The following is a 22147-nucleotide window of genomic DNA, read 5'->3' as shown; positions in this document are numbered from 1 at the left end:
GATCCTTTCACGCGGCGGTGGCCGCGTGCCGGATGCGCTGTTCCAGCAAGGCCGCGCCGGGAACGCCTCTGCGCTTGTATACGGCGAGGGTCGGTCGGATGCTCGCCAGGGCGGTTCTGCTCCGGCTTGACGCCATTCCTTCGGCGAGGTCGAGTGCCTGGCTCCAGGCTCCGATCGCCTCGTCGGCTCTTACCTGAGCGGCAAGGCAGTCCCCGAGATCCATGTGGGTGAGCAGGTGGACGCGTGGAAAAGCGACGGGGTCCCAGGATGTGAAGGCCGCCCGGTGCCGGGCCTCGGTGCCCACATGGTCGCCGATTTCGGTGAGCGTCCTGGCGGTATGGGAGTCGACGGTGCCGGAGGCGGGTCCCGTGAGGAGCGAGTATGAAGGCTGTGGGTCGCCTGGTCGGGAGAGGGCGTCCTCGGCCGCGAGAAGCGCTCTCGCTGCTCCGGCCTTCTCACCGAGAGTGGCGTGGGAACGGGCGTGCGTGATGTGCAGAAGCGCTTCGGTGGCACCGTCACAGCGACCTTCAGCGCGTTTGAGGGCGGCTTCGATGAGGTCCCGGCTGTGCTTATGTTCCTTCAGGCTGAGCGCTTGGTGGGCGATCGCGCGCATCATCCAGGCGGCGTGGGCACCCGGGTCGGCCTCGACGGCGAGTTGGAAGCCGGTGAGGTAGTACCGCTGGGCCGCGCCTTCATGCCCGAGGTCGTGATGCTTCCAGCCAAGCAGCCAGGCGAGCTCGGCAGTGGCACCGAACGCGTCGCGACGTGTCGCTTCGTCGGCGAAGCGGCCGGACAGCATGGGGGCGACGGTATCGGCCAGGTAGGCGGCAACGGTAGTGAGGCCGTGGCCCCCGCCGAGGCGCTCATCGGCCGCGCCGAACGCTTTTGTGATCTGCCGGACGACGGCCACTTCTCTGGCACCGACTCGCGCGCTGCCGGTCCGTGCCCGCAGGAGTCTGCTCACCGCCTCTGAGTCGTAGCCGAGAGGCAGACTCACCCGGTCCGTGATGTAGACAGCGGTGGCGAGGAAGCTTCTGTTCTCGATATCGGCCCGGCTGAGCATGGTCGCGGTTTCGACGGGGTGTGCGCCTTCCAGCACCGGCGACTCGTCGGCCTGGAAACCGAGCTGCAGCTTCGTCACCGGACGTCCGGCGCGGCGCGAGAGGGCCTCGACGAGGTAGCCGACAGTTCGTTCATTCGGTTCAACGCCCGCAACCCAATGCGCGATGGCGGACTTGTTCGTCCGCAGAACTTCCCCGTTCTCCGCAGCGACTCGCACAACGGCGCGCGCCACGCCCTCGTAGCTCAAGCCCGAAGCCACGATCATCCCCCGCAGCAGGTCGTTGGGGGAACGCTGGCCGGAGTACCTCGCCATCGGAACTCCCTACGGATAAACCGATTAAACGTTCTGCGACGCCATTGACCATAGCCGCCCCGAGCCCGGAGGGCCACTCTTAGTAGGAACCCGAACACGGAGCGCGAAAAACCCTCTCCCCTACGGTCCCGCACGGGTGCCGCTGCCTGTCCTCTCGAACGGAGAACGAAGTGTCCACTGCCATTCACAACAAGATCAGCATCGAGCTGCCCGAGGTGTTCGATCCCCGCTGGAGCCGTATCCCCGGCATCACCGTGGACGGCCACCGCGTCACCCTCGACCCCGAGGAGTATTTCTTCAAGTTCACCAACCACACCTGGCTCGTCATCCCCTGGCAGCAGGTGCGGCGCGACATGCTCGACGCTCACGAGACCCCGGACACCTCGTTGGAGCAGCTCGCGCTGGACTACATCCGCGCCAACGCCACGCCTACCAGCGACGCAGCGACCGTCCTGCAGATCGGGTGGGAGGTGTACCGGTACATATTCCGCGCCGAGCATCTGGCTGATCTCGGTATGCCGGAGATCACCGAGGAGCATCTGATGATGCTCCGGCAGGCGGGCACGTTCATGGCGCTCAACAAGGTCGAGCTGACCGGCGAGATCTCCAACATCGGGCCTGCCTGGTTCTTCAACTCCACCACCCGCGCGGTGTTCGACCTCACCGACGCCGAGGGTGACCTGCTGGACGAGGTCTACCACGGCGGTTGGTTCAACGAGACCCGCCGTCTGGAGCTCGTGCGCGCCCACACCGCTCTCGGCGGCCGTCTCGTCCACGGATGCCAGTCCGTCCCGAACCAGACCGGCGGCGCGGTCGTCCCTTACGGCGCTCCGCTGGAGAAGTTCCGCAGCGAGCTGGCCACGATGAAGGACAGCTGGATCGCGGCCGTCGAAGCCTGCCGCATCCCGACCACCGATCGATAAGGAAGGTCCAAGACCTTGGACACCATCGAGGTGAACGCTCTGCTCGCCCGGCTGCTGGACAACCTCGGGCAAGGGCCAGCCGAACGCGAGGAGATCCGCGTCTGGGCACGTTCGGGCGTGGAACGCCTTCACCTGGCTGACGGAACCTCGGTGGTGTTCAAGTACGCCGAAGGCCCCTTCGCCGCTGAAGACCGCGCCTTGGCGGTTGCCGAGGCGGGCGGGTTGCGGGTCCCGGCCCGCCTGGCGGTCGACCGAGCACCTGGATTGCTCGGAATGCTGCTGACCGACCTCGGCACGGCCGGTCGGCAGGCAACCGACGCCGAAGGTGCCGCTCTGGCTGTTCGCGTTCATGCCATCTGCGACACCAAAGACTTGCCGACCGTGGACGGGATGTGCCTGGCCGCGATGCCCGAGCAGATCCGTGCGCGCCTCTCTCACCTCGACGGCCCCAGACGTGACCTCGGCGCACTCACCGAGACCGCTCGCGGCCTGGCGAAGGTCGCCGATGCCCGCTCCGTCGGAACCGATCTTCCGCCGTTCGGGCTGTGCCACTCCGAATGGCATCCGACCTCCGTGCATCTCACGGAGACCGAGACGCACCTCCTGGACTTCGCGCGGGCGTTCCACGGTCCCGGGCTGCTCGACCTGGCGTCCTGGCACGGCACAATCGATGCTCCCGACACCGGCAAGCTCAACGAGCTCATCACCTCCTACGTCGCCGCCGACGGCCCCGAGGAAGCGGCGGCCTCAAGAGGCGGGTTGAGTTCCGCCCGCTGGGCGCTCGGCTGGCACCGGGTCTGGGTGGCCGACTGGTTCACCCACCAGCTCACGATCGGGTGGGCCGAAGGAGCCGAAGACGCATGGATCTCCGCGATCTCCCGCCACCTCACCGAAGCCGCACTTCTCCTACGAGCCTGACCGTCCGCGACCGGTTCGAGTGGACCCGAGCCGCAGGAATCGGCCCTCCACCCACGGTCTTCGGCGATCTGGCAGGCAGGCGGGTCGTCGAACTCGGCTGCGGCAGCGGACACAACCTCGCCCACCTCGCCATCCATCACCACGCCGAGGGGGTCGGCATCGACCACGACCCTCTCAAAATCCAGCGTGCCCGGACCCTCTACGCAGGTCTTCCCCGTCTCGCCTTCATCCGGACAGACGCAGCCGCCTACCTCCGATCCCGCCCACCCGAGTCCATCGACCTCTGCCTCTCGATCTTCGGCGCCTTCTCGTTCGTCGAACGCGCCGACCTACGCCCGCTCCTGACCGCGGCCGCCTGCGCCCTTCGCCACGGCGGACGACTCGCTCTCACCCTGCGCGCGACCGACACCACGGACCTGGTCCTCATCTACACCAGGAGTTGACCAATGCACCTTCTGTGCGACATCGACGGCGTCCACATCCCCTTCCCCGGCCCCGCTGGAGAGATTCCCAACGGCTTCCGCACTCACCACGTCACCCCCACCGGCTACAGCGAGCCCGTCGCGATCTGGCTCAACCCCGCCACCGGCCGCCTCGTCCTCGACCTGACCACCCGCTACGCCCTTACCCCCGTGTGGTGCACCAGTTGGCGTGCAGACGCTGCACCCCTCGTCGGCAGCCTTCTCGGCCTGCCGACCTGGGACCACATCGACCTGCCTCGCCTCCCGCTCACCACCAGCCACCCCAACGGTTACCTCTGGAAACGCGACACCATCACCCGGCTCTTCAATGACCAGCCACTCGTCTGGATCGACGACGACTTCACACCCGCCGATCAGACCTGGGCCGGCGACCGCACCGCGACCGGAGTCCTCACGATCCTGATCCAGCCGAACCCCTACCTCGGGCTGACAGTTGCTGACCTCGAAGCGACCGGTCTTAACAAGATCGCAGAATGGCGTTCGCACGCACGCGCCGGAAAGTGCGTTCACTATGGGGAATCCATGCCTGATGGCCCAGCCGACGTAGAGCCGCTGACATGACACCCCTCCTTCCGTTCATGACCCGCTGGCACGCCTCCGGTCCCCCGCAGGACCTGCGGACCGCATCACCGGTCAGCCGCGACCAGGAACTCGCCGGAGTGCGGCGTCCGTGTCGGAAGGCTGTGTGACATGCCCGAACGCCTCAAACACGTGGGGAGGCGGAGCCGTGTACTGAACTTGACCTTGATGGGCGAGTTGGTACCCGATACCGCCACGTACCGCGCGTTTGATCACCGGCCGCCAACCGGCGGCCGGAACACCCATCCTGGAAGTAGATCAGCGATGCACCGAGGAAAGTGGGGCTATGCCAGCCCCGAGGAATGGCTCCGAGTGCCGGGGCCAATGGTGTGGCGACGCACCTTCCCCGGCACCCGTCAGCAGGTGTCCGAGGCCCGCCACTTTGTCGAAGGGCTCTTCGCCGGAACCCCGCGTAGCGACGATGCGGGGACGATCGCGGCGGAGTTGTGCAACAACGCCGTACTCCACACCGTCTCCGGACATGACGACGGCTGGTTCGGCGTCGAAGTCGTCCTGGACGACCTCGCGTACCTGGCCGTCACCGATCTCGGCGGAGCCGGACGCCCCCTCCTCACCTCCTCGGCGGGCGGGAAGCTCGTGGAGGGCGGGTTCGGGATCCTTCTCGTAGAGGCACTCGCTCTGACCATCGGCGTCCATGGAAGCCCGCAGCTCGGCCACACCGTGTGGGCCGACATCGACCTCACCCTCAAAACCGAGACCGCGCAGGAGGACCTGGTGGTCGCTATCGCCTAGGGGAGGCCCAGCCTGTTCATACCAGGCTGGCCCTCCTTCACCGAAGGATAAGGCCAACGCTTCACCCACCGAACCCCGTCCGCCGCACTCCCGCTGTAACGCAGGAGAACGGCGGGCGGGGCTTGTCATCTCTGCAGCCGTTCCTTCTGGTCCGAAGCAAAACGGCGGCGTGATCACCGCGTGCGGCGCTGACAGGGCCGGTGGCGGCATGTGACACCCCTGGAGGGAAGCTCACCCATCGGTGTCACGGTTGCACGCTGGGACGGTTGCCGCTTCAGCGAAACATGTCCTCTAGGCGTTCGGCGAACTGGATAGCCTCATCCCAGCCCTGGCGGACAAACGTTTCAAGTAGCGTTCTCACCGCGGTCATACACTTTGGACTGCTGACAATCAACTCGCGGTGATCAGCGAAGTAGCGTTGTATAAGCTGAAGCACCGCGCTAAGAGCCAATGGTTCTCGCGCATAGTTGGCGTCACCTCCGGCCGCTCGGACTGCCCCCAGGAGCGCCCGCTCGGGTGCATGAATGCTGATGTGATCTAGCGTTTGAATAATATGATGAGTAACTTTGGGGTGGCGCACGAGACTGTAGCCCTCCAGTAGCGGAAAAGCATGTTCGGCGAATGCTTTCTGTATCGATGTGGCCCGTTCTCCCTGAGTTTTATCACCATTGGTTGCGCCACTCGCGAAATAGATGTTCTGAACGACGCCATCGGCGACCTTCGCTGCATTCGTCGCTCGCTCTGTATTTGGCGTGACTGCCGCATTCTCGTCGGCCCACGCCTCTCCAACTGCTGGCAGGGGGAGCTTGAGCAAGGCAAAAGCCCGCTGTTGCGATACCGAGGAGTTCGTATCCTCTGTATTTAGGAAGCGCCGTAGCCAACTCGGCACCCGCTCCGCTCGGCGAGGATTTTCCAACGGAGAGGATAGCCAAGCCTGCAGCGTACCGTGGGCATAAGGGGTCCCATATTGAGTGGCCATAATAACGAGCAGATTTACGACCAACCCAGCGTAGCCTTCATCGCTGAGCTTTGCGTCACCGGTCGAGCCTGTCGCGAGAATTTCCCATTGAGGCTTGGTGGCGATACGCCGGAGAATCTCATCAACTTCGAGGGGGAGATCATGGCGATACCCGCTGAGCAGTGAAATCAGAATCGCCTGCACCTGCGAATCCATTTCGGAGCAGAGTCGTGCCTCGAGATCCTCAAGTGCCGCCCTCTCCTCAAAAAGGAATGGAATTGCCTCCGCACTGAGCATCCTGTAGAGCGCATTGGGCGAGTTAAGGAAGGGGGTTACAGCTTCCGATAGCTCGTTCTGATGCTCAGCTAGCCATTCGGGTCTCCCCGCGAGAGTGGTGATGCCCTCAACGGCCTCTACGGTGATCGTGGCGCTCCAAACGCGCCACCCAGGTTCGACTTCATCATGTTGTGGAGGACTTGCCGCAGATGGCAGCGCTGCTTGGAGAACAGCCAGGACATCGCACCCCAAAGGCTGCCCGGGCCGAGCGAGCACACTATGCGCAAGTTGCCGGGCTCCTTGAACCAGTAGGAAACGGTCTTCTTCTGTGGCTGTCTGAGATGCGTCAGTCTGGAGCTGCCGTCGCAGAGCCGCCCAACTTTCGGCAAGCTTCTCGTATCCCATCCGACGGATATCGAGGTCATGGTCGCTCGCTCTCTGGAGCGCTTCAGCAACATCGGCAGAAGAACCCCCACTTACGCCACCGTCGTCAGCGTTGTCATCCTGCGGCTCCTCTGCCATCCAGAACAGGGAGTCGTCCGCAGGGTCACTGTCCTCACGACCACGATGGAGCCGCTGGTCATCTCGGTCGCCGCTGGCGAGCTCCTCAAGGTGCTGGAGCGCTTCAGGTTCGCTGATCTTCCTACGATCGAGTGGGCCTAGGAGCGCATCGCGTTGGCGGCGCTGCCATTCCTGCCTGCGGGGGTCGTCGACCTCACCGGCTTCTGGGCTCGTGGCGCTGAGAATCGCTGCCTCGATCCGGCGGTGAATCGCAATGTCAAGTTCTGGCGATAGGCGTGCGGCTACGAGCCCAGCTGCACCCCGCGTCTGGCCTCGTTCGAAGATGCCGGCTTCCAGCGTCGGAACAAGTAGGTGCGCGAGAGCCGGGGACTCGGCATTGGCCGCCTGCATCAGGAGACGCTGCCAGACCTCGCCGTGCGACAAGGTGGAGATCAAGAGCTGAACAATCTGGCGAAGCTCCTGCTGGTCGGCGCTTCCGTTTTGTTCAGCGTTGGTCAACCCTGAGCTCACATGCTCAGCCTTCGCCTGAATCTCAACGATGACGGCGTCGACAGCCTTCTCCAGCTCGGAGTGCCCTCCCGCGTAGCGCAGAGTATCGCCATAGCGAATGCGCGGCCTTCGGCCAGTGTCAGTGCTGCGGTCGTACTGGAACATCCGCGGCACTTCCGCAATCCGTATTAGCAGCCGAACGGCAGCCTCAAGATCGGCAGATGCAATCTTGGGAAGATTCTCGCAAACACTCCAGCGGAGATGATTCAGATCTTGCTGAAGATTGCTGGTGAGTCCAAGAATCCGACTATCCGTAAAGCTGGTAACCTGCTGGCGATCTTCCTCATACTCCCAGGGCGCTGCCGCGATCTCAACAGCAATTTCTGCATTTCTCTTGGCGATATCCGGCAGGCACTGGATGAGCACTCTGGCCATCTCGAAACCCCAGGCTCGCAGCACTTCATGCGAAAGTACGACGCGTGCGATCGGCTCACAAGCAGTTCCATCGAGGGGGATCGCGCGAGCGAGAGGCCACGATAGCATCTTCCCAATTCGTGCTCGGGCAGGATCGTTGACATCCTCCAAGGCAACAGCCATGCAGTCAACAACAACCTGCACCCAATTATCTCTTGCTTCTATGTTAGGCAGGGATATCCCGGAGCCAGCCGCACGTCTGAGCAGCTGAGCCGCGTCCAGCGCAAGGGAGACGTCATCAGTAGCGCGAGCCGCACGCGCAAGGTCTTCAACAAATGGCGAGAATGCCCCAAATGGACTGGGCTGCAAATCTGAGTTGGCTATCGCGGCCGCGATCAAGAAAGCCATGCGGCAAGCGTTGGAGCTCGAGTTTTCGCGGGCTCCAACGGCAGGGGTGCGGCGCAAGCATGCCTCCGCAAGGGAAGCCAAGTCATCAGGTGAAAGAAGCTCGCGGCTACATACGGTGGCCGCTGCAGCGGCGGCTAGGTGATGCCCTGATGTCTCCGCATTGAGCCTGAGGGCGAGCCGCCAGAATTCATGCCTTGTCGGGTCATTTCGCCAAGCGATAGCCAGCCGGTATTCCATGCTGGGCCGCAGGAGTAGGGCCAGGTTGGGCTCGGCGTCCAACTCCTCTGCAAGACTCTCTGCGTGGGAGGTCTCGCCGAGCGCCAACATGCTGGCCGCAAAGTCGAAAAGCACCGGATGGCCGAAAGCGATCGGCGGCTGCGGCTGGCCGATTGCCCGCGGCAAGTCACGGAGAACGCCATCGCTCACCAAACCCTGCAAAGCAGCGGCGTCGACGTCAGGCAGATGAGCGACCTGCTGTCGGCGATCAGCGATCATCTGGGCAACGACCTGTGTGAGTGCCGAAGCCCGTTCCCACGGATTCGTACCACCTTCGACTACCCGAACCCGCCAGTACTGGTCGAGCAAGTCAAGCCGGTTGCGAATGCTGCCGTGCTCGCGGAGGGCGCCATCAGCCAGCAGTTGCGAGGCGATGTCCAAGTTGAACGGATTGCTCAAGAGCTGCTGCAACCTGCTTCCGGCAGCTCGGAGGAGGTCGGCAAGCGCGGGGCTCTCTTGCAGAAGGCTCTCTAGCTCCCCTGGTAGCAGGTCCTCGACCAGAAAGTGGCGGACGCTCTGAAGTGAGGAATCAAAATGAGCAGAGGCGACGGGCGCGCCGCGGAACATCGCGCGCCATTTACGGCCGTTGCGCAGGTCAAAACGCCTGACAGTGGCAACGATCTCCCAGCGGCTGCCTGCAAGCTGCTGGGCTAGCGTTGGTAGCCACTGAGAGGCATTCTCCCCACGGGTCTGGTCCAGGCCATCCAGCATTAATCTGCCGGGACGAGTGCCCGGCCAGCCCAGCAAGATGTCCTTGATGTCGTGCTCGAGGTTCAGCTCCAGACGGGTCTGGCCAGCGGACGCTCGCAGCTGCTCAGCGCTCAGGAGGACGACGTCGTTTCCCTGATCGACCAGATAAGTGGCCAACTGACATAGCAGTGCCGTCTTGCCTGTACCAGGCTCACCTGTCAGCGCGAAGCTGCCCTCCACAGCGTGCAGGATTGGCCCAACTTCTCGCTCAAGCGTCAGGTCTCCTTCGGGAGCCGTGAGAGTGAGCGCGCTGCCGAGCACTGCGATGTTGTTTCTGGTGGTCTGCCGTAGGTGAGCGATGTCTCTCCGCAACCGGGTTACTGGCCTGAGACGGAAGCGTCGTTCTTCAAGCTCGGCCACTAGCGAGTCACGGTCAATCCATCTTTGGCTTTCCCCGAGTTCGTGGCCGATGGCGACCAGCGCCTCCCAGAGGTCACGCGCCTGGTCCTGGTCGACCAGCATGTCGTTGAGCATCACCTGAACCGTTTGGTATTCGAGGCCATCGTCGCGCAGGTTTAAGGCTCGAACGACGAGAGGGCTGAGGAGCCGCCGTAGGGCGGCGTCATCGGCTGGCCCGCCTTTGCGTTCCTCCCACAGCCGCCGCAGATGGGCGAGAAGCACGCCGAGGGCATCGCGCTCGGGTTTGTTGGTAGCGGCTTCCTCCAAGGGAACCGCCTCAGGATGGGTACGCAGGCGATCTGTCACTCTAGCTAGGTAATCCCTGACGGTTACCGGCGCCTGCTCGTCACCAAGCAGCAGCACCCGGTCGATATTCCAGTCAAGGGACCGCAGCAAGTGCTGGTTCGGAGGTGAGCTAGGAACCTCGTCGATCACGGCGTCCACAAGTTGCCGAAGTGCTTCAGCCAGCGCGCCGTCTTCAGCACTGGCGAGCTGAAGCCTCTTCTTTGCCTGGACCGTCAGCCAGCCGCCCGCATCTGTGACGGCGCCGACGTCGTCAACGGGCCGGGCGGTCTGGCTGCCAACACCGACTACGCGGTGGCCGGAGGCCCAGCCAGGCAGTCGGTCCTCAGTCAGTAGGTGCGCCGCGAACCAGGCCAAGCAACGATCCTCATGACCGACACCCCCCGAGGTTCCGGCCCCACCCGTCGATGACCGCTTCACTGCTTCATGCCTCCCGCTTCATCTGCCCTATTTTTGCGAAATCAGGTCGGCGGCGGAGGCGAGACGCGCAAGTAGGGACGAAGATCGGCCACGGACTGTGGCCGTAGCCGCCATGAGCTTCCCCCCGGAGACAGGGTGTCTTATGTCGACCGTCCGAAGCTTCTGCTTGCCGAAAGTAAGGCCCATGGAGATGGGCGATCAGGGGGTCGCTAAAGCCCGATGGTGATCATGGCTGTTGTGGCGAGGCAGGGTGATCGTTTTTGCTGGGACGGCGGCGTTCAAGCCAGCATGGAGCCAACATCGGGAGGCAAACCCTGACGAATAGGACGCTCAAAACCCGAACAGCGCGTCCCCTGTGATCAAGGGACGCGCTGTTCAGATGTATTGTGCGCCGCCAGGGACTCGAACCCCGGACCCGCTGATTAAGAGTCAGCTGCTCTAACCAACTGAGCTAGCGGCGCTTGAAGCCCTTGAACAATAGCGCACATCGGGCGTGGCCTCGAAATCGTGACGGTCGCCGACCGAGGGCGGACAGCGGCCGGCAATGATCACCGGTTAAGCTAGAACAACATTCGGTCCTGTCCTGGGAGCACACATGTGGTTCGCCTCACCGAGCGACGCCGGAGAGCGGCTCGACGCCGTCGACTACCTCCCCGACGACTCCATCTCGACCTCGGTCTTCCTGGCGGGCGCGCTCGGCAAACCGCTGCTCACCGAAGGGCCCGCGGGGGTGGGCAAGACCCAGCTGGCCAAGGCCGTGGCGGCGACGACCGGCGCCCGGCTCGTCAGGCTGCAGTGCTACGAAGGGCTGGACGAGGCCAGAGCGCTGTACGAGTGGAACTACAAGAAGCAACTGCTGCGCATCCAGGCCGGCCAGGGCGAGGACTGGGACGCCACGCATGACGACATCTTCACCGAGGAGTTCCTGCTGGAGCGGCCGCTGCTCGCGGCGATCCGCTCACAGACGCCGACGGTCCTGCTGATCGACGAGATCGACAAGGCCGACGTCGAGGTGGAGGGGCTGCTGCTGGAGATCCTGTCCGACTACCAGGTGACGATCCCCGAACTCGGCACGATCGCCGCCGTACGGAAGCCGTACGTGGTGCTGACCTCGAACGCGACCCGCGAGCTCTCCGAGGCGCTGAAGCGGCGCTGCCTCTATCTGCACCTGGAGTATCCGACGCCGGAACGCGAGCGCGACATCGTGCTCGCCCAGGTGCCCGCGATCGAGGCGAGCCTCGCCGAGCAACTCGCCCGCACGGTCGCCACCCTGCGCGCCCTGGAGCTGAAGAAGTCGCCCTCGATCGCCGAGACGATCGACTGGGCCAACACCCTGCTCGCGCTGGGCAGGACCGAGTTGGACGAGGCGGCGATCGGGGCGACCCTTGGCGTCGTCCTCAAGCACGCCTCCGACCAGACACGCGCCCGCAAGGAACTCGCCCTGTGAAGGGCAACGGCGTGGGCGGCGCTCTTCGCAAGGCGGGGGGCCGGGGGTGAGCCTGCTCGACCGGCATGTGGGGTTCGTGCACGCGCTGCGCGAGGCCGGGCTGCCGGTGTCGCCGGCCGAGGGGCTGGACGCGGCCAGGGCGCTGGAGGTGATCGACCTGACCGAACGGGAGTCGCTGCGGGCCGCGTACGCCACCACGCTGGTCAAGCGGCCCTCGCACCGGCCGGGCTTCGACACGCTGTTCGACCTGTGGTTCCCCGCCTCGACGACCGGCCTGCGCGCGCCGCGCGAGTCCGAGCCCGGCCTGCCGGACCCGCAGAGCGCCGAGGTTCCCGAGCTGCGCGACCGGCTCGCCGAGCTGCTGCTGGGCGCCGAGGGCATGAACGAGTTCGCGCGGGCGATGGTGGAGCGTTTCGGCCGCCAGCCCGCCGGTCCCGGCAGGCAGAACTGGTTCTCCTACCCGGTGATGCGGGCGCTCTCCCCCGAGACGCTCATGGCGCGGCTGCTCGCCGAGGTCCTCGCGGGCCGGGAACGCGGCGGGCTCGCCGAGAAGGTGGCCCGGCAGCGGATCGGCGAGAACACCAGGCGCTTCGAGGAGGCCGTCTCAGGGGAGGTGCGCCGCCGGATCGCCGAGGACTCCGGGATCGAGCGGATCGCCCGCGCCTCCGTACGCCCGCCGCTTGAGCGGCTCGACTTCCTGCGGATCACCAAGGCCGACCTGGTGAGGCTCCGCCGGGAGGTGCACCCGCTCGCCCGCCGCCTCGCCGCCCGGCTCACGGTCAAGCACCGGCTGGGCCACCGTGGCCGCCTCGACTTCCGCAGGACCGTACGGGCCTCGCTGTCCAGCGGCGGGGTGCCGCTGACCACCTTCAACAGGCCGCGCCGGCCGCACAAGCCCGAGCTGGTCGTCCTCTGCGACACCAGCGACTCGGTCGCCTCCTTCGCGCACTTCACCCTGCTGCTCACCTACGCGCTGCGCGAGCAGTTCACCAAGGTGCGCGCGTTCGGGTTCGTGGACACCGTGGACGAGATCACCCGGTTCTTCGTGCCGGGTGCGGACGTGGTGGAGGCGATGACCCGGCTCACGAGGGAGGCCGACATGGTGCGGTTCGGCCGGACCGACTACGGCCACGCGCTGAAGATGTTCGCCGAGCGGTACGGCGACGCCATCGGGCCGAAGACGTCCCTGCTGATCCTGGGCGACGCCCGGTCCAACTATCAGCCGCCCGCGCTGGAGACGCTGCGGCGCCTGGCCGACGGCGCCCGGCACTGCTACTGGCTCAATCCGGAGCCGACCGCCCAGTGGGACAGCGGCGACTCGCTGGCGACGGCGTACGGCGGGATCGTGCCGATGTACGAGTGCCGGAACGTCGAGCAGCTCGCGGCCTTCATCGAAGATCTCGTCTGAAGAACGAACCGGCCGCGTTGAGGAACTCGTCCGAAGAGCGGGCCGGGCATGCTCAGCTCATGCGGCGCAGCACCCGGGCGGCGGTCCTGGCCAGGACCTCGACCTGGGCCTCGTCGAAATCGGCCCGGGGGCCCTGCAGGATCCAGCGCGAGACCAGGCGGGGCTTGAGAAGGGTGATCCCCTCCGCGGTGACCGACCGCCTGATCTCCCCGCCGTGTACGGCGATGAGGGGTTCGATGGTGACGGGGATGCCCGACTCGCGGGAGAGCACCTCGGCCAGCGACTCGGCGACCTCCACGAGCGCCTTCGCCACCTTCGTGCCGTACTTCTCGCCCAGGAACAACCGGTCGCCGTACCTGGCGATCTCGGTGTCGGGGTCCCACGCCTCGTTGTCCACCACCCAGACGCCACCGGGGCCGATGACGAGGTGGTCGACCGAGGCCTTTCCCGGTATCGCCCGGCCTTCGAGGATCTGGTAGCCCGCCCTGCGCAGCTTGCGGCGGAGCAGCCTGGCGGTGATGGTCTCGCCTCTGCGCTTGCCGCGCCAGACGGCGGTGGCGTCGTACTGCCTCCAGGTCCAGTACGTGTCCCCGCCCGCGACGAGCAGGCCGCCGAGCAGCCCGAGGATCACCGGGGGCAGGCCGAACCGGTAGGCGAGCGCGACGCCCACCACCAGGCCCGCCGCGGCCTTGACCGCGCGCACCTTCCTGCGGTGGACGACTTCCTTGATCCAGAACTGCTCGTACATGACCTGCGGCGACAGGCCGTGGACCTGGTCGACTGGCGTCACGTAGATAGATCCGCCCGGCATAGCGAACCCCCATGGCTGAAACGGTCGGCAAGGAGAAGGGTGGGGGGACCTGCCACGTTGAAGATCCTTAGACTATGAAATACCCAACCGGGGGCTCCAGCCATCCCTGGGCCGCGAAGGTGACGCAAGTAACACGTATTCGCCAGTCACCGGCGACGTAACCGACCAGTCGGTATGCTTTCCTGCACCACACCATGGGGGACGCATGACTCAGGACCAGGAGCCGGTACGACAACGCCTGCTCAGCGAGGCCACCCGCCTGTTCGCCGAGCAGGGCTTCGAGAGCACGTCGGTGCAGGAGGTCGTCTCGGCGGCCGGCGTCACCAAGGGCGCCATGTACCACTACTTCGACTCCAAGGACGACCTGCTCCACGAGATCTACGGGCGGGTGCTGCGCCTGCAGATGGAGCGCCTGACGCACTTCGCCGACAGCCCGGGACCGGTGTCCGAGCGCCTGTACTCCGCCGCCGCGGACGTCGTGACGACCACCGTGGACAACCTGGACGACTTCAAGATCTTTTTCCGCTCGATGCACCTGCTCGCGCCCGACACCAGCAAGGTCGTACGCGCCGAGCGGCGCCGCTATCACGAGCGCTTCCGCGACCTGGTCACCGAGGGACAGCGCGAGGGCACCTTCAGGAGCGACATCCCCGCGGACATCGTCGTCGACTTCTTCTTCGGCTCCGTCCACCACCTGGGCACCTGGTACAGCGCGGAGGGCGCGCTCTCCGGCCCCGAGCTGGGGGCGCACTTCGCCGACCTGCTCCTCACCTCGCTGCGCCCGGATCGGCAGACGCTCCCCGCCTGACCCCCGGTCAGACCGGCGCGGGCAGGTCCGCGAGAGCCGCCAGGGCGTTCCGGTGGGCACCGGGAGTGCCGAACGCGACCTCGGTGGACTTGGCGCGCTTGAGATAGAGGTGCAGGGGGTGCTCCCAGGTCATCCCGATCCCGCCGTGCAGCTGCACGCTCTCCTCGGCGACCCGCACCGCCACCTCCGAGCACCACGACGCGGCCACCGCCACCGCCAGCTCGCGATCCCGGACCGCCTCCTGCCCACCGGGCAGTCCCGAGTCCGTGGCGAGCAGGTCGGCCGCGTTCCTCGCGGCGGCGCGGGCGCGCACCACGTCCAGCCAGAGATCGGCCATCCGGTGCTTGATCGCCTGGAAGGAGCCCACCGGGCGGGCGAACTGCCGTCGCTCCTTGATGTAGGCGAGCGTCGTGCTCAGACACCACTCGGCGACCCCGAGCTGCTCTGAGGCGAGCAGTCCCGCGCCGAAGCTCAGCACCCTTCGCACGTCGAGCCGGCCGATCGCCTCACCGGCGGGAGTGTCGGAGAACGTGACGGTGGCGACCGGCCGCGTCAGGTCGAGCGACGGCACCACCTCGATCCGGACATCCGTCGCCTCCACCACGTGGAGCGCCGTACCGACGGGCACGAGCAGCACGTCCGCCACGTCCGCGCCCGCCACCGCCCTCACCTCGCCGTTCAGGATCCCCCCGTCCGTGACGGTGACGGTCTCCGGCAGCGGCCGGTACGGCGAAGCCGCCAGCGACACCGCGAGCGCCGCCGTCGTCTCCCCCGAGGCGAGCTCCTGGATCAGATCCTCCTCGCCGACCTGCAGCAGGGCCTTGGTCGCGAGCACCGAACCGGTGAGGAACGGCAGCGGAGCCACCGCCCGCCCCAGCTCCTCCAGCACCACCGCGACCTCCCGCGCCGACGCCCCCGCCCCGCCGTAGATCTCGGGCACGAGCAGGCCCGCGACCCCGATCTCCCGCGACAGCGTCTTCCACAGGTCCATGTCGTACGGCGCTCCGGACTCGACCCGCCTCAACACGGCGGCGGACCCGCAGCGGTCCGCGAGAAGATCCCGCACGGAGGCGCGCAGCTCCTCCTCGACCTCGGTGTACAGCAGTGTCATCAGTCGCTCACCACTCCTCATTCACTACGCGGCCCACTCCTACCTCGCGACCCACTCCGCTCACCGCGTCGAGCCCGTTCCCGTCATCGCGGAAGATCCTTCCAGGGCACGTCCTTGTCGACGCGGGGTTCCGAGGGGAGGCCGAGCACGCGCTCGGCGATGATGTTGCGCAGGATCTCCGAGGTGCCGCCCTCGATGGAGTTGCCCTTGGCGCGGAGGTAGCGGTATCCGGGCCCCCTGCCGAAGAAGTCGACGGTGTCGGAACGGCGGAAGGTCCAGTCGTCGTAGACCAGGCCCTCCTCGCCGCGCAGTTCCACGTCCAGCCCCGACAGGGCCTGGTTGAGGTCGGCGAAGGCGAGCTTCATGCCGGAGCCCTCGGGTCCCGGCTGCCCGGCGGAGAGCTGTTCGCGCAGGCGCGTCCCCGCCAGGCGCGTCACCTCCGCCTCCACCCACAGGCGCAGCAGCCGCTGGTGCAGGTCGTGGGTGCGCAGCTCGGGCCGGGAGCGCCAGGTCTCGGTGACCAGGCCGACCATGCCACCACCCCGCCGTACCGGCGCGCCGCCGATGGCGACCCGCTCGTTCATGAGCGTGGTCTGCGCGACCCGCCAGCCGTCGCCGACCTCTCCCAGCCGCAGGTCGTCACCGAGCCGTACGCCGGTGAGGAAGACCTCGTTGAACTCGGCCTCGCCGGTGATCTGCCGCAGCGGCCTCACCTCGACCCCGGGGGCGTGCATGTCGCACACGAAGTACGTGAGTCCCCGGTGCTTGGGCACGTCCACGTCGGTCCTGGCGACCAGGATCGCCCACCGGGCGTGGTGGGCGCCGGATGTCCACACCTTCTGCCCGTCCACCACCCACTCGTCGCCGTCCCTCACCGCGCGGGTGCCGAGCGTGGCCAGGTCGGAGCCGGCACCGGGCTCGCTGAAGAGCTGGCACCAGATCTCCTCGCCCGTCCACAGCGGGCGCAGGAACCGTACGCGCTGCTCGTCGGTGCCGAACGCCAGGATCGTGGGCGCCGCCATCCCCAGCCCGATCGTCTGCACCCCGAGATCGAGCTGCGGTGTCCCCTCCAGCTCGCGCTCCACCACGTTCTGCAGCTCGCGTGCGGCTCCGAGCCCTCCGAGCCCTTCGGGGAAGTGCACCCAGGCGAGTCCGGCGTCGAACCTGGCCCTCAGGAACTCCAGCCGATCCCCGCCGGGGTCGTGCCCGGCCAGGAAGGCGGCGGCGCGCTCCCTCACCGCCTTCTCGTCCAGCGCCACGAACGGCTCCCTTCGTCGATCTCCGTCGACCCGCGTCAATCTTCGCCGACTCGCGTCGGTTCGCGCACCCCACGCCCGGCCTTGGAACGCCTCGCACCGCCCGCCGACCCACGTCGGTTCGTGCTCTCCCCAGCTCGGAGACACCACCCACCGCTCCCTGACGTGCGGGACGGCCGACGGGCGACGCCGGTTACATGTGCTTCTTGAGCTCCCGGTAGGCGAGGGAGCGCTTGTGGACCTCGTCCGGCCCGTCGGCCAGCCTCAGCGAGCGCGCTCCGGCCCAGAGAGCGGCCAGCGGGAAGTCCTGGCTCACGCCTCCGGCGCCGTGGGCCTGGACGGCCTTGTCCAGGATCCACTCCACATCGCGCGGTGTGGCGATCTTGATGGCCTGGATCTCCGCGTGGGCGCCCCGGTTGCCTACGGTGTCCATCAGCCAGGCGGTCTTCAGCACGAGGAGGCGGAGCTGCTCGATCCTCACCCGTGACTCGGCGATCCAGTCCTGGACGACGCCCTGCTGGGCGATCGGCTTGCCGAACGTGCTCCGCGACAGGGTTCGGAGGCACATCATCTCGACGGCACGCTCGGCCATCCCGATGAGCCGCATGCAGTGGTGGATGCGGCCGGGTCCGAGGCGTGCCTGGGCGATCGCGAAGCCGCCGCCCTCCTCGCCGATCAGGTTGTCGACCGGCACCCTGGCGTCCTCGAACACGATCTCGGCGTGTCCGCCGTGATCGGAGTCGGAGTAGCCGAAGACGTGCATCCCGCGCTTGATGTGCATGCCGGGCGTGTCGCGCGGCATCAGGATCATCGACTGCTGCCGGTGCGAGGACGCCTCGGGGTCGGTCTTGCCCATCACGATGAAGATCGCGCACTTGGGGTTCATCGCGCCGGAGGCGAACCACTTGCGGCCGTTGACGACGTACTCGGAGCCGTCCCTCACGATCGACAGCGCGATGTTGGTGGCGTCGGAGGACGCGGTGTCGGGCTCGGTCATCGCGAACGCCGACCGGATCTCCCCGCGCAGCAGCGGCTCCAGCCACTCCTTGCGCTGCCACTCGTTGCCGAACATGGAGAGGACCTCCATGTTGCCGGTGTCGGGGGCGGCGCAGTTGGTCGCGGTGGGAGCGATCTTCGGCGAGCGGCCCATGATCTCGGCCAGCGGCGCGTACTGCAGATTGGTCAGGCCCGCGCCGTGCTCACCCGGCAGGAAGAGGTTCCACAGGCCCCGCCTGCGCGCCTCCTCCTTGAGATCCTCCATCAGCGGCGGGCTGGCCCACCCGCTCTCGGCGGCCTGGACCTCGAATGCCTCCTCCGCCGGATACACACACTCGTCCATGAAACCGAGCAGCCGTCCCCGCAGCTCCTCGGTCTTGGCGTCGAACGCGAAATCCATGGGCCCTCCTCACAGTCTCCCGCGAGAGTACCGACCGGACGGTATGCCTGTCGACACACCCCCACCCTGAACCCATGAACCCCGTCTTCTTCGCCACCTCCGAGGAGGAGCAGACCCAGTACGCCGGAAAAGGGCGACGGTCTGCCCCCACCAGGCGGTGACCGGCTCCGCCCGCCGGTTTCTCAACCCCGGTCACGTCTCCATCGGCAGGTGAGCGTGATCTGCGGGGGGTGCGGCATAGCCGGGCAGACGCAGCACGAACCGTGCGCCACGGGGGCTGTCTTCGATGGTGAGGGTGCCGCCGTGGGTTTCGGCGATCTGCCGGGCGATCGACAAGCCGAGCCCCGTGCCGCCGATGTCCCGTCTGCGGGAGGCCTCCAGGCGGGCGAACCGCCGGAAGATGATCTCCCGCTGGTCGGGGGCGATGCCCTCGCCGTCGTCGCACACCTCCAGCGCCGCCGTGCCCGCCTCCAACGCCAGAGTTACCGTGATGGCGGAGTCGGCGTGGCGTTCGGCGTTGTCCAGCAGGTTGTTCAGCAACCGGGCCAGGCCGATCCGCTCTCCGTTGATCATCACGCCGGGGGTGAGGTGGCGGATCACCGCGACCCGGCGTGGCCGCCGGTCCAGCTCGGCCGCCACCAGGCCGGTCAGGTCGACGGGATCGCGCCGGCCGCTGATGCCCGCGTCCAGCCGGGCGATCTGCAACAGGTCGGTGACCAAGTCCTGAAGCCGTTCCACACTCTTCAGCAGCGCGTTCGCCGTTCGCGGCCAGTCGGTCTCCTGCGGGTACATGAGCGCCTCTTCGATCTGCACGCGCATGGCGGCCAGCGGGCTGCGCAGATCGTGGGAGGCGTCCGAGGCGAACCGTAGCTGCTGTTCGACCGCCGACTGGGCCCGGTCCAGGGTCTTGTTCGCGGTCTGGGCGAGGTCTCGCAGCTCGTCTTGGTACTTCGGTACCGGCACCCGGTGGCCGAGATCACTCGCGGTGATCTGGGCGAGCTTGCCGCTGATCGCGCCCACCGGCTCCAGGGTCTTGCTCACGGTCCGGTAGGTGCCCGCCGTGGTCGCCCCGACCAGCAAAAGCCAGCCGGCGGCGATCGAGATCAGTAGCCGAGGGCCCCCGTGCCAGGGGACATCGTCGACGGCCATGTTGAGCAGCCAGACACCGTCGGCCCTGTGCAGGGGGTAGGAGATCACGATCTTGCATTGGCCGGGGAACGCATGCAGGTCACACAACTGCGCAATCACATAAGAGTCGACATCGGGGCGAAGGTTGCTTATCGGCGGCTCACGCGCCTCGAAGCCCAGGGTGGCGGTGACCAGCGTGCCGGCCGGGTCGAACACTTGAATCGCCTCATTGCGCCTTTTCGTCGACGGGTGGGGAGATATGCCGCCGTGGCGTATCTGCCTGGCCATCTCCACAGCGTGGTTGGCGAGCCGTTGTGTCTGATCGTTGACAGAGGCTTCCCGTACCTCCAGTAGGGCGAACACCGCGACAATAGTGCAGAGCAGCGCCATGACGGCGCCGGCCATCACGGTCAAGCGGGTCCTGATGGAGCACCGATGCCACGTGCTCACCTTGATCCTCTCCTCACGGCCAGACGCACACCCCCTGTGACGACTCCTTACCGCTCCTGGGGAGACTCACGACCAAAACCACGTAAATGTCAGCTGGAACGCGCGGAATGCCCATGTCATGGTGAAAGAAGCAAGTGGACGGGCCAACCATGGTCGTCGGGGACATCGCAGGTCTCCGGCCGACGCCGCATCCACGCCCGTAGAACAGTGTCCGGAGCCTGGATCCAGTATGCGAGGCGTGGAGGGCGCAGGCAGATCGTAGCCCGAGGTCCGCAGGCTGGACAGCGGAAAGGCCAGGCAGCGGCGGGGATCGCGGTGAGCGGGATCGTCCGGGTGGGCGGTGGCCGGCGCCATGACGATGATCGCGGCCAGTCTTCTCCCAAAAGAAACGCCTCGTACGGATTTGACTGACCACGTGTCATCAAAACGAGGGCAGCCCATCATTTTGCCCGCCGCGCGGTGCCATGCGGGGTGCCATCCCGGCCGGCGTGCAGGACCGGCTGATCGGCAACCACAAGACCGCGCCGCACTGGGTGAGCACCGCGAAACGGCCCGAGACGAGGGAGAGACGTCTCACGCTGTTGATCGAGGATTGCGCGGCGGGCCGCGGGCTCGGGCAGTTCGAGCGCGGAGTGGTCCCCGGGAACACTCCCTGAGTGGACCTTCGGACAGGTCCGCCGCGGGTTCTAGGGTCGTTCTCATGACCGCGAAGATGCCCGCGCCCGTCACCCTCGAAGGCGAGAGCGTACGACTGGAGCCGCTGACCGGCGGCCACGTGCCCGACCTGTTCCTGGCCGGTGGCGGTGACGACGAGGTGTGGCGCTGGATGCCCGCCCCGACCCCGCACACCGAGGCCGCACTGGCGGAGATCGCCGCGCGGCTGGCCGGGACGCCGGACCACGTGCCGTTCGCGGTGATCCTGCGGGAGACCGGCCGCGCGGTCGGCTGGACCACCTACATCGACACCCCCGGGTACGCCGACAGCATCGAGATCGGCTGGACCTGGTACGGCAGGTCGGTGTGGCGCTCCGCGGTGAACACCGAGTGCAAGGTGCTGCTGATCGACCACGCCTTCGACAAGCTGGGCGTGAACCGGGTCCAGCTCAAGACCGACAACCTGAACGTCCGCTCACAGAACGCGATCATGCGCATCGGCGGCGTTCCCGAGGGCGTCCTGCGCCGCCAGCGCCGTCGCACCGACGGCACCTGGCGCGACACCGCCTATTTCAGCATCCTCGACGACGAGTGGCCCGCCCACCGCGCCCGCCTCACCGGCCTGTCCCACTGAACCGCGCCCTCGCGCCCCGCGATCTACAGGACTTCGCGGCCCGATGACGGTCGGCCGACGTCCGGCATCGTCATCAGGTGCCGGAGACGCGGGGTCGCGGGGATCGGCATCGAATCGGGCAACGGAGTCCGGTAAGGCTCCGCGACCTGTGGGACTTCGCCGAGGCTCCGCGCCTATGAGGCTCCCTCGCCGAGCATGCCGCGCAGGAATTCCCTGATCCCCAGCCGGAGGTCGTCCAGGGCCGGTTCGGCTCCGGCGCCGATGACGGCGTCGAACATCACCCCTTCGCCGAAGGCGACGAACTGGCGCCCGTGCCGTACCGGGTCGGACGACCCCGCGGCGGAGAGGATCGCGACCGCGAGGTCGCGGAAGCGCTCACCGGCCCTGTCGTAGATCGTGCGCAGCTCCGGTCTGCGGTTGGCCTCGAAGGCCAGCTCGTAGCGGGCGATCGTCTGTCGGCGGCCGACCGTCAGCTGTGTCCAGAGCGCCTGGGCCATCATCTCGGCGAGGGCTTCGATCATGTCCGCCCCCGGGGGTGCGGGGGCCCCCGCGAACGCGGTGGACTCCAGCTGGGTGAGGCGCGCGAGGGTCAGTTCCAGGAGCGCGGACCGGGTGCGGGCCAGGTTGGAGGTCGATCCCGGCGGCAGTCCCGCCGCCTCGTCCACGGCTCGATGGGTCAGACCGCGCATTCCACGATCGGCGAGCAGGTCGATGGCGGTATCGGCGACGAGCTCGGCACGCTGGGACTTCACCTCTCGATACTACATTTGTAGTCTAACTACAGGCGTAGTAATATTCA

At 66.8% G+C, this 22147-nt stretch carries 18 protein-coding genes and 1 tRNA gene; 10 read left to right on the top strand and 9 right to left on the bottom strand.

Annotated features, from left to right (window positions below):
• Positions 1-7: 7 nt before the first annotated feature.
• Positions 8-1375 (bottom strand): tetratricopeptide repeat protein, encoded by a 1368-nt coding sequence (locus ACIBH4_RS14220; RefSeq protein ID WP_362512498.1) that lies wholly within the window; start codon positions 1373-1375, stop codon positions 8-10.
• A 170-nt stretch (positions 1376-1545) separates the two neighbouring features.
• On the opposite strand from ACIBH4_RS14220, the gene ACIBH4_RS14215 reads away from it, so the two are divergent.
• The 5 genes from ACIBH4_RS14215 (at position 1546) to ACIBH4_RS14195 (ending at position 5030) form a co-directional block, all read left to right on the top strand.
• Positions 1546-2298, top strand: a complete 753-nt coding sequence (locus ACIBH4_RS14215; RefSeq protein ID WP_362512501.1) for a hypothetical protein — start codon at positions 1546-1548, stop codon at positions 2296-2298.
• A 15-nt stretch (positions 2299-2313) separates the two neighbouring features.
• Entirely contained in the window at positions 2314-3216 is a 903-nt protein-coding gene (locus ACIBH4_RS14210) for a hypothetical protein (protein WP_362512504.1), read from the top strand.
• Entirely contained in the window at positions 3159-3659 is a 501-nt protein-coding gene (locus tag ACIBH4_RS14205; protein ID WP_362512507.1) for a class I SAM-dependent methyltransferase, read from the top strand. The genes ACIBH4_RS14210 and ACIBH4_RS14205 overlap by 58 nt, the downstream gene beginning before the upstream one ends.
• 3 nt (positions 3660-3662) lie before the next feature.
• On the top strand, positions 3663-4259 hold the full coding sequence (locus ACIBH4_RS14200; protein WP_362512510.1) for a hypothetical protein: 597 nt from the start codon (positions 3663-3665) through the stop codon (positions 4257-4259).
• 330 nt (positions 4260-4589) lie between these two features.
• Entirely contained in the window at positions 4590-5030 is a 441-nt protein-coding gene (locus ACIBH4_RS14195; protein WP_362512513.1) for an ATP-binding protein, read from the top strand.
• A 274-nt stretch (positions 5031-5304) separates the two neighbouring features.
• On the opposite strand, the gene ACIBH4_RS14190 is transcribed toward ACIBH4_RS14195, so the two are convergent.
• The gene (locus ACIBH4_RS14190; protein ID WP_362512517.1) at positions 5305-10182 is read right to left on the bottom strand and encodes a hypothetical protein; all 4878 of its coding nucleotides are present in this window, start codon (positions 10180-10182) and stop codon (positions 5305-5307) included.
• A 450-nt stretch (positions 10183-10632) separates the two neighbouring features.
• Positions 10633-10706: transfer RNA gene (locus tag ACIBH4_RS14185), tRNA-Lys, on the bottom strand.
• Between the two features lie 134 nt (positions 10707-10840).
• On the opposite strand from ACIBH4_RS14185, the gene ACIBH4_RS14180 reads away from it, so the two are divergent.
• Both ACIBH4_RS14180 and ACIBH4_RS14175 read left to right on the top strand, forming a co-directional pair.
• Positions 10841-11692, top strand: a complete 852-nt coding sequence (locus ACIBH4_RS14180) for a MoxR family ATPase (protein WP_362512520.1) — start codon at positions 10841-10843, stop codon at positions 11690-11692.
• A 46-nt stretch (positions 11693-11738) separates the two neighbouring features.
• Entirely contained in the window at positions 11739-13100 is a 1362-nt protein-coding gene (locus tag ACIBH4_RS14175) for a VWA domain-containing protein (RefSeq protein ID WP_362512523.1), read from the top strand.
• Between the two features lie 52 nt (positions 13101-13152).
• Here ACIBH4_RS14175 and ACIBH4_RS14170 read toward each other — a convergent pair whose 3' ends face one another.
• Positions 13153-13890: an NERD domain-containing protein gene (locus tag ACIBH4_RS14170; protein ID WP_362512526.1), complete on the bottom strand. Its 738-nt coding sequence runs from the start codon at positions 13888-13890 to the stop codon at positions 13153-13155.
• Positions 13891-14116: 226 nt separating this feature from the next.
• Here ACIBH4_RS14170 and ACIBH4_RS14165 point away from each other — a divergent pair, with 226 nt between their 5' ends.
• Complete coding sequence (locus ACIBH4_RS14165; protein ID WP_362512529.1) at positions 14117-14719, top strand: TetR/AcrR family transcriptional regulator; 603 nt, start codon at positions 14117-14119, stop codon at positions 14717-14719.
• A gap of 7 nt (positions 14720-14726) precedes the next feature.
• Here ACIBH4_RS14165 and ACIBH4_RS14160 read toward each other — a convergent pair whose 3' ends face one another.
• The 4 genes from ACIBH4_RS14160 to ACIBH4_RS14145 form a co-directional block, all read right to left on the bottom strand.
• A complete protein-coding gene (locus ACIBH4_RS14160) occupies positions 14727-15830 on the bottom strand; it encodes an acyl-CoA dehydrogenase family protein (RefSeq protein WP_362512532.1) in 1104 nt (367 codons plus the stop codon).
• Between the two features lie 83 nt (positions 15831-15913).
• On the bottom strand, positions 15914-17089 hold the full coding sequence (locus tag ACIBH4_RS14155) for an acyl-CoA dehydrogenase family protein (protein ID WP_399172118.1): 1176 nt from the start codon (positions 17087-17089) through the stop codon (positions 15914-15916).
• Between the two features lie 190 nt (positions 17090-17279).
• Positions 17280-18482 (bottom strand): acyl-CoA dehydrogenase family protein, encoded by a 1203-nt coding sequence (locus ACIBH4_RS14150; protein ID WP_362763724.1) that lies wholly within the window; start codon positions 18480-18482, stop codon positions 17280-17282.
• 192 nt (positions 18483-18674) lie between these two features.
• A complete protein-coding gene (locus tag ACIBH4_RS14145) occupies positions 18675-20060 on the bottom strand; it encodes a sensor histidine kinase (RefSeq protein ID WP_399172116.1) in 1386 nt (461 codons plus the stop codon).
• Between the two features lie 464 nt (positions 20061-20524).
• Between ACIBH4_RS14145 and ACIBH4_RS14140 the strand changes: the two genes are divergently transcribed.
• Positions 20525-20716, top strand: a complete 192-nt coding sequence (locus ACIBH4_RS14140) for a YdeI/OmpD-associated family protein (protein ID WP_362763719.1) — start codon at positions 20525-20527, stop codon at positions 20714-20716.
• A gap of 44 nt (positions 20717-20760) precedes the next feature.
• Positions 20761-21348 (top strand): GNAT family protein, encoded by a 588-nt coding sequence (locus ACIBH4_RS14135; protein ID WP_362512545.1) that lies wholly within the window; start codon positions 20761-20763, stop codon positions 21346-21348.
• A gap of 173 nt (positions 21349-21521) precedes the next feature.
• Here the strand turns inward: ACIBH4_RS14135 and ACIBH4_RS14130 are convergent, their stop codons facing one another.
• On the bottom strand, positions 21522-22100 hold the full coding sequence (locus ACIBH4_RS14130; protein ID WP_362512547.1) for a TetR/AcrR family transcriptional regulator: 579 nt from the start codon (positions 22098-22100) through the stop codon (positions 21522-21524).
• Between the last annotated feature and the right edge of the window lie 47 nt (positions 22101-22147).

Origin of the sequence: Streptosporangium sp. NPDC050284 (assembly GCF_044459525.1) — a bacterium.
Classification (GTDB): Bacteria; Actinomycetota; Actinomycetes; order Streptosporangiales; family Streptosporangiaceae; genus Streptosporangium.
The sequence above is the reverse complement of the archived record's forward strand: the minus strand, read 5'-3'. Positions and strand labels throughout refer to the sequence as shown.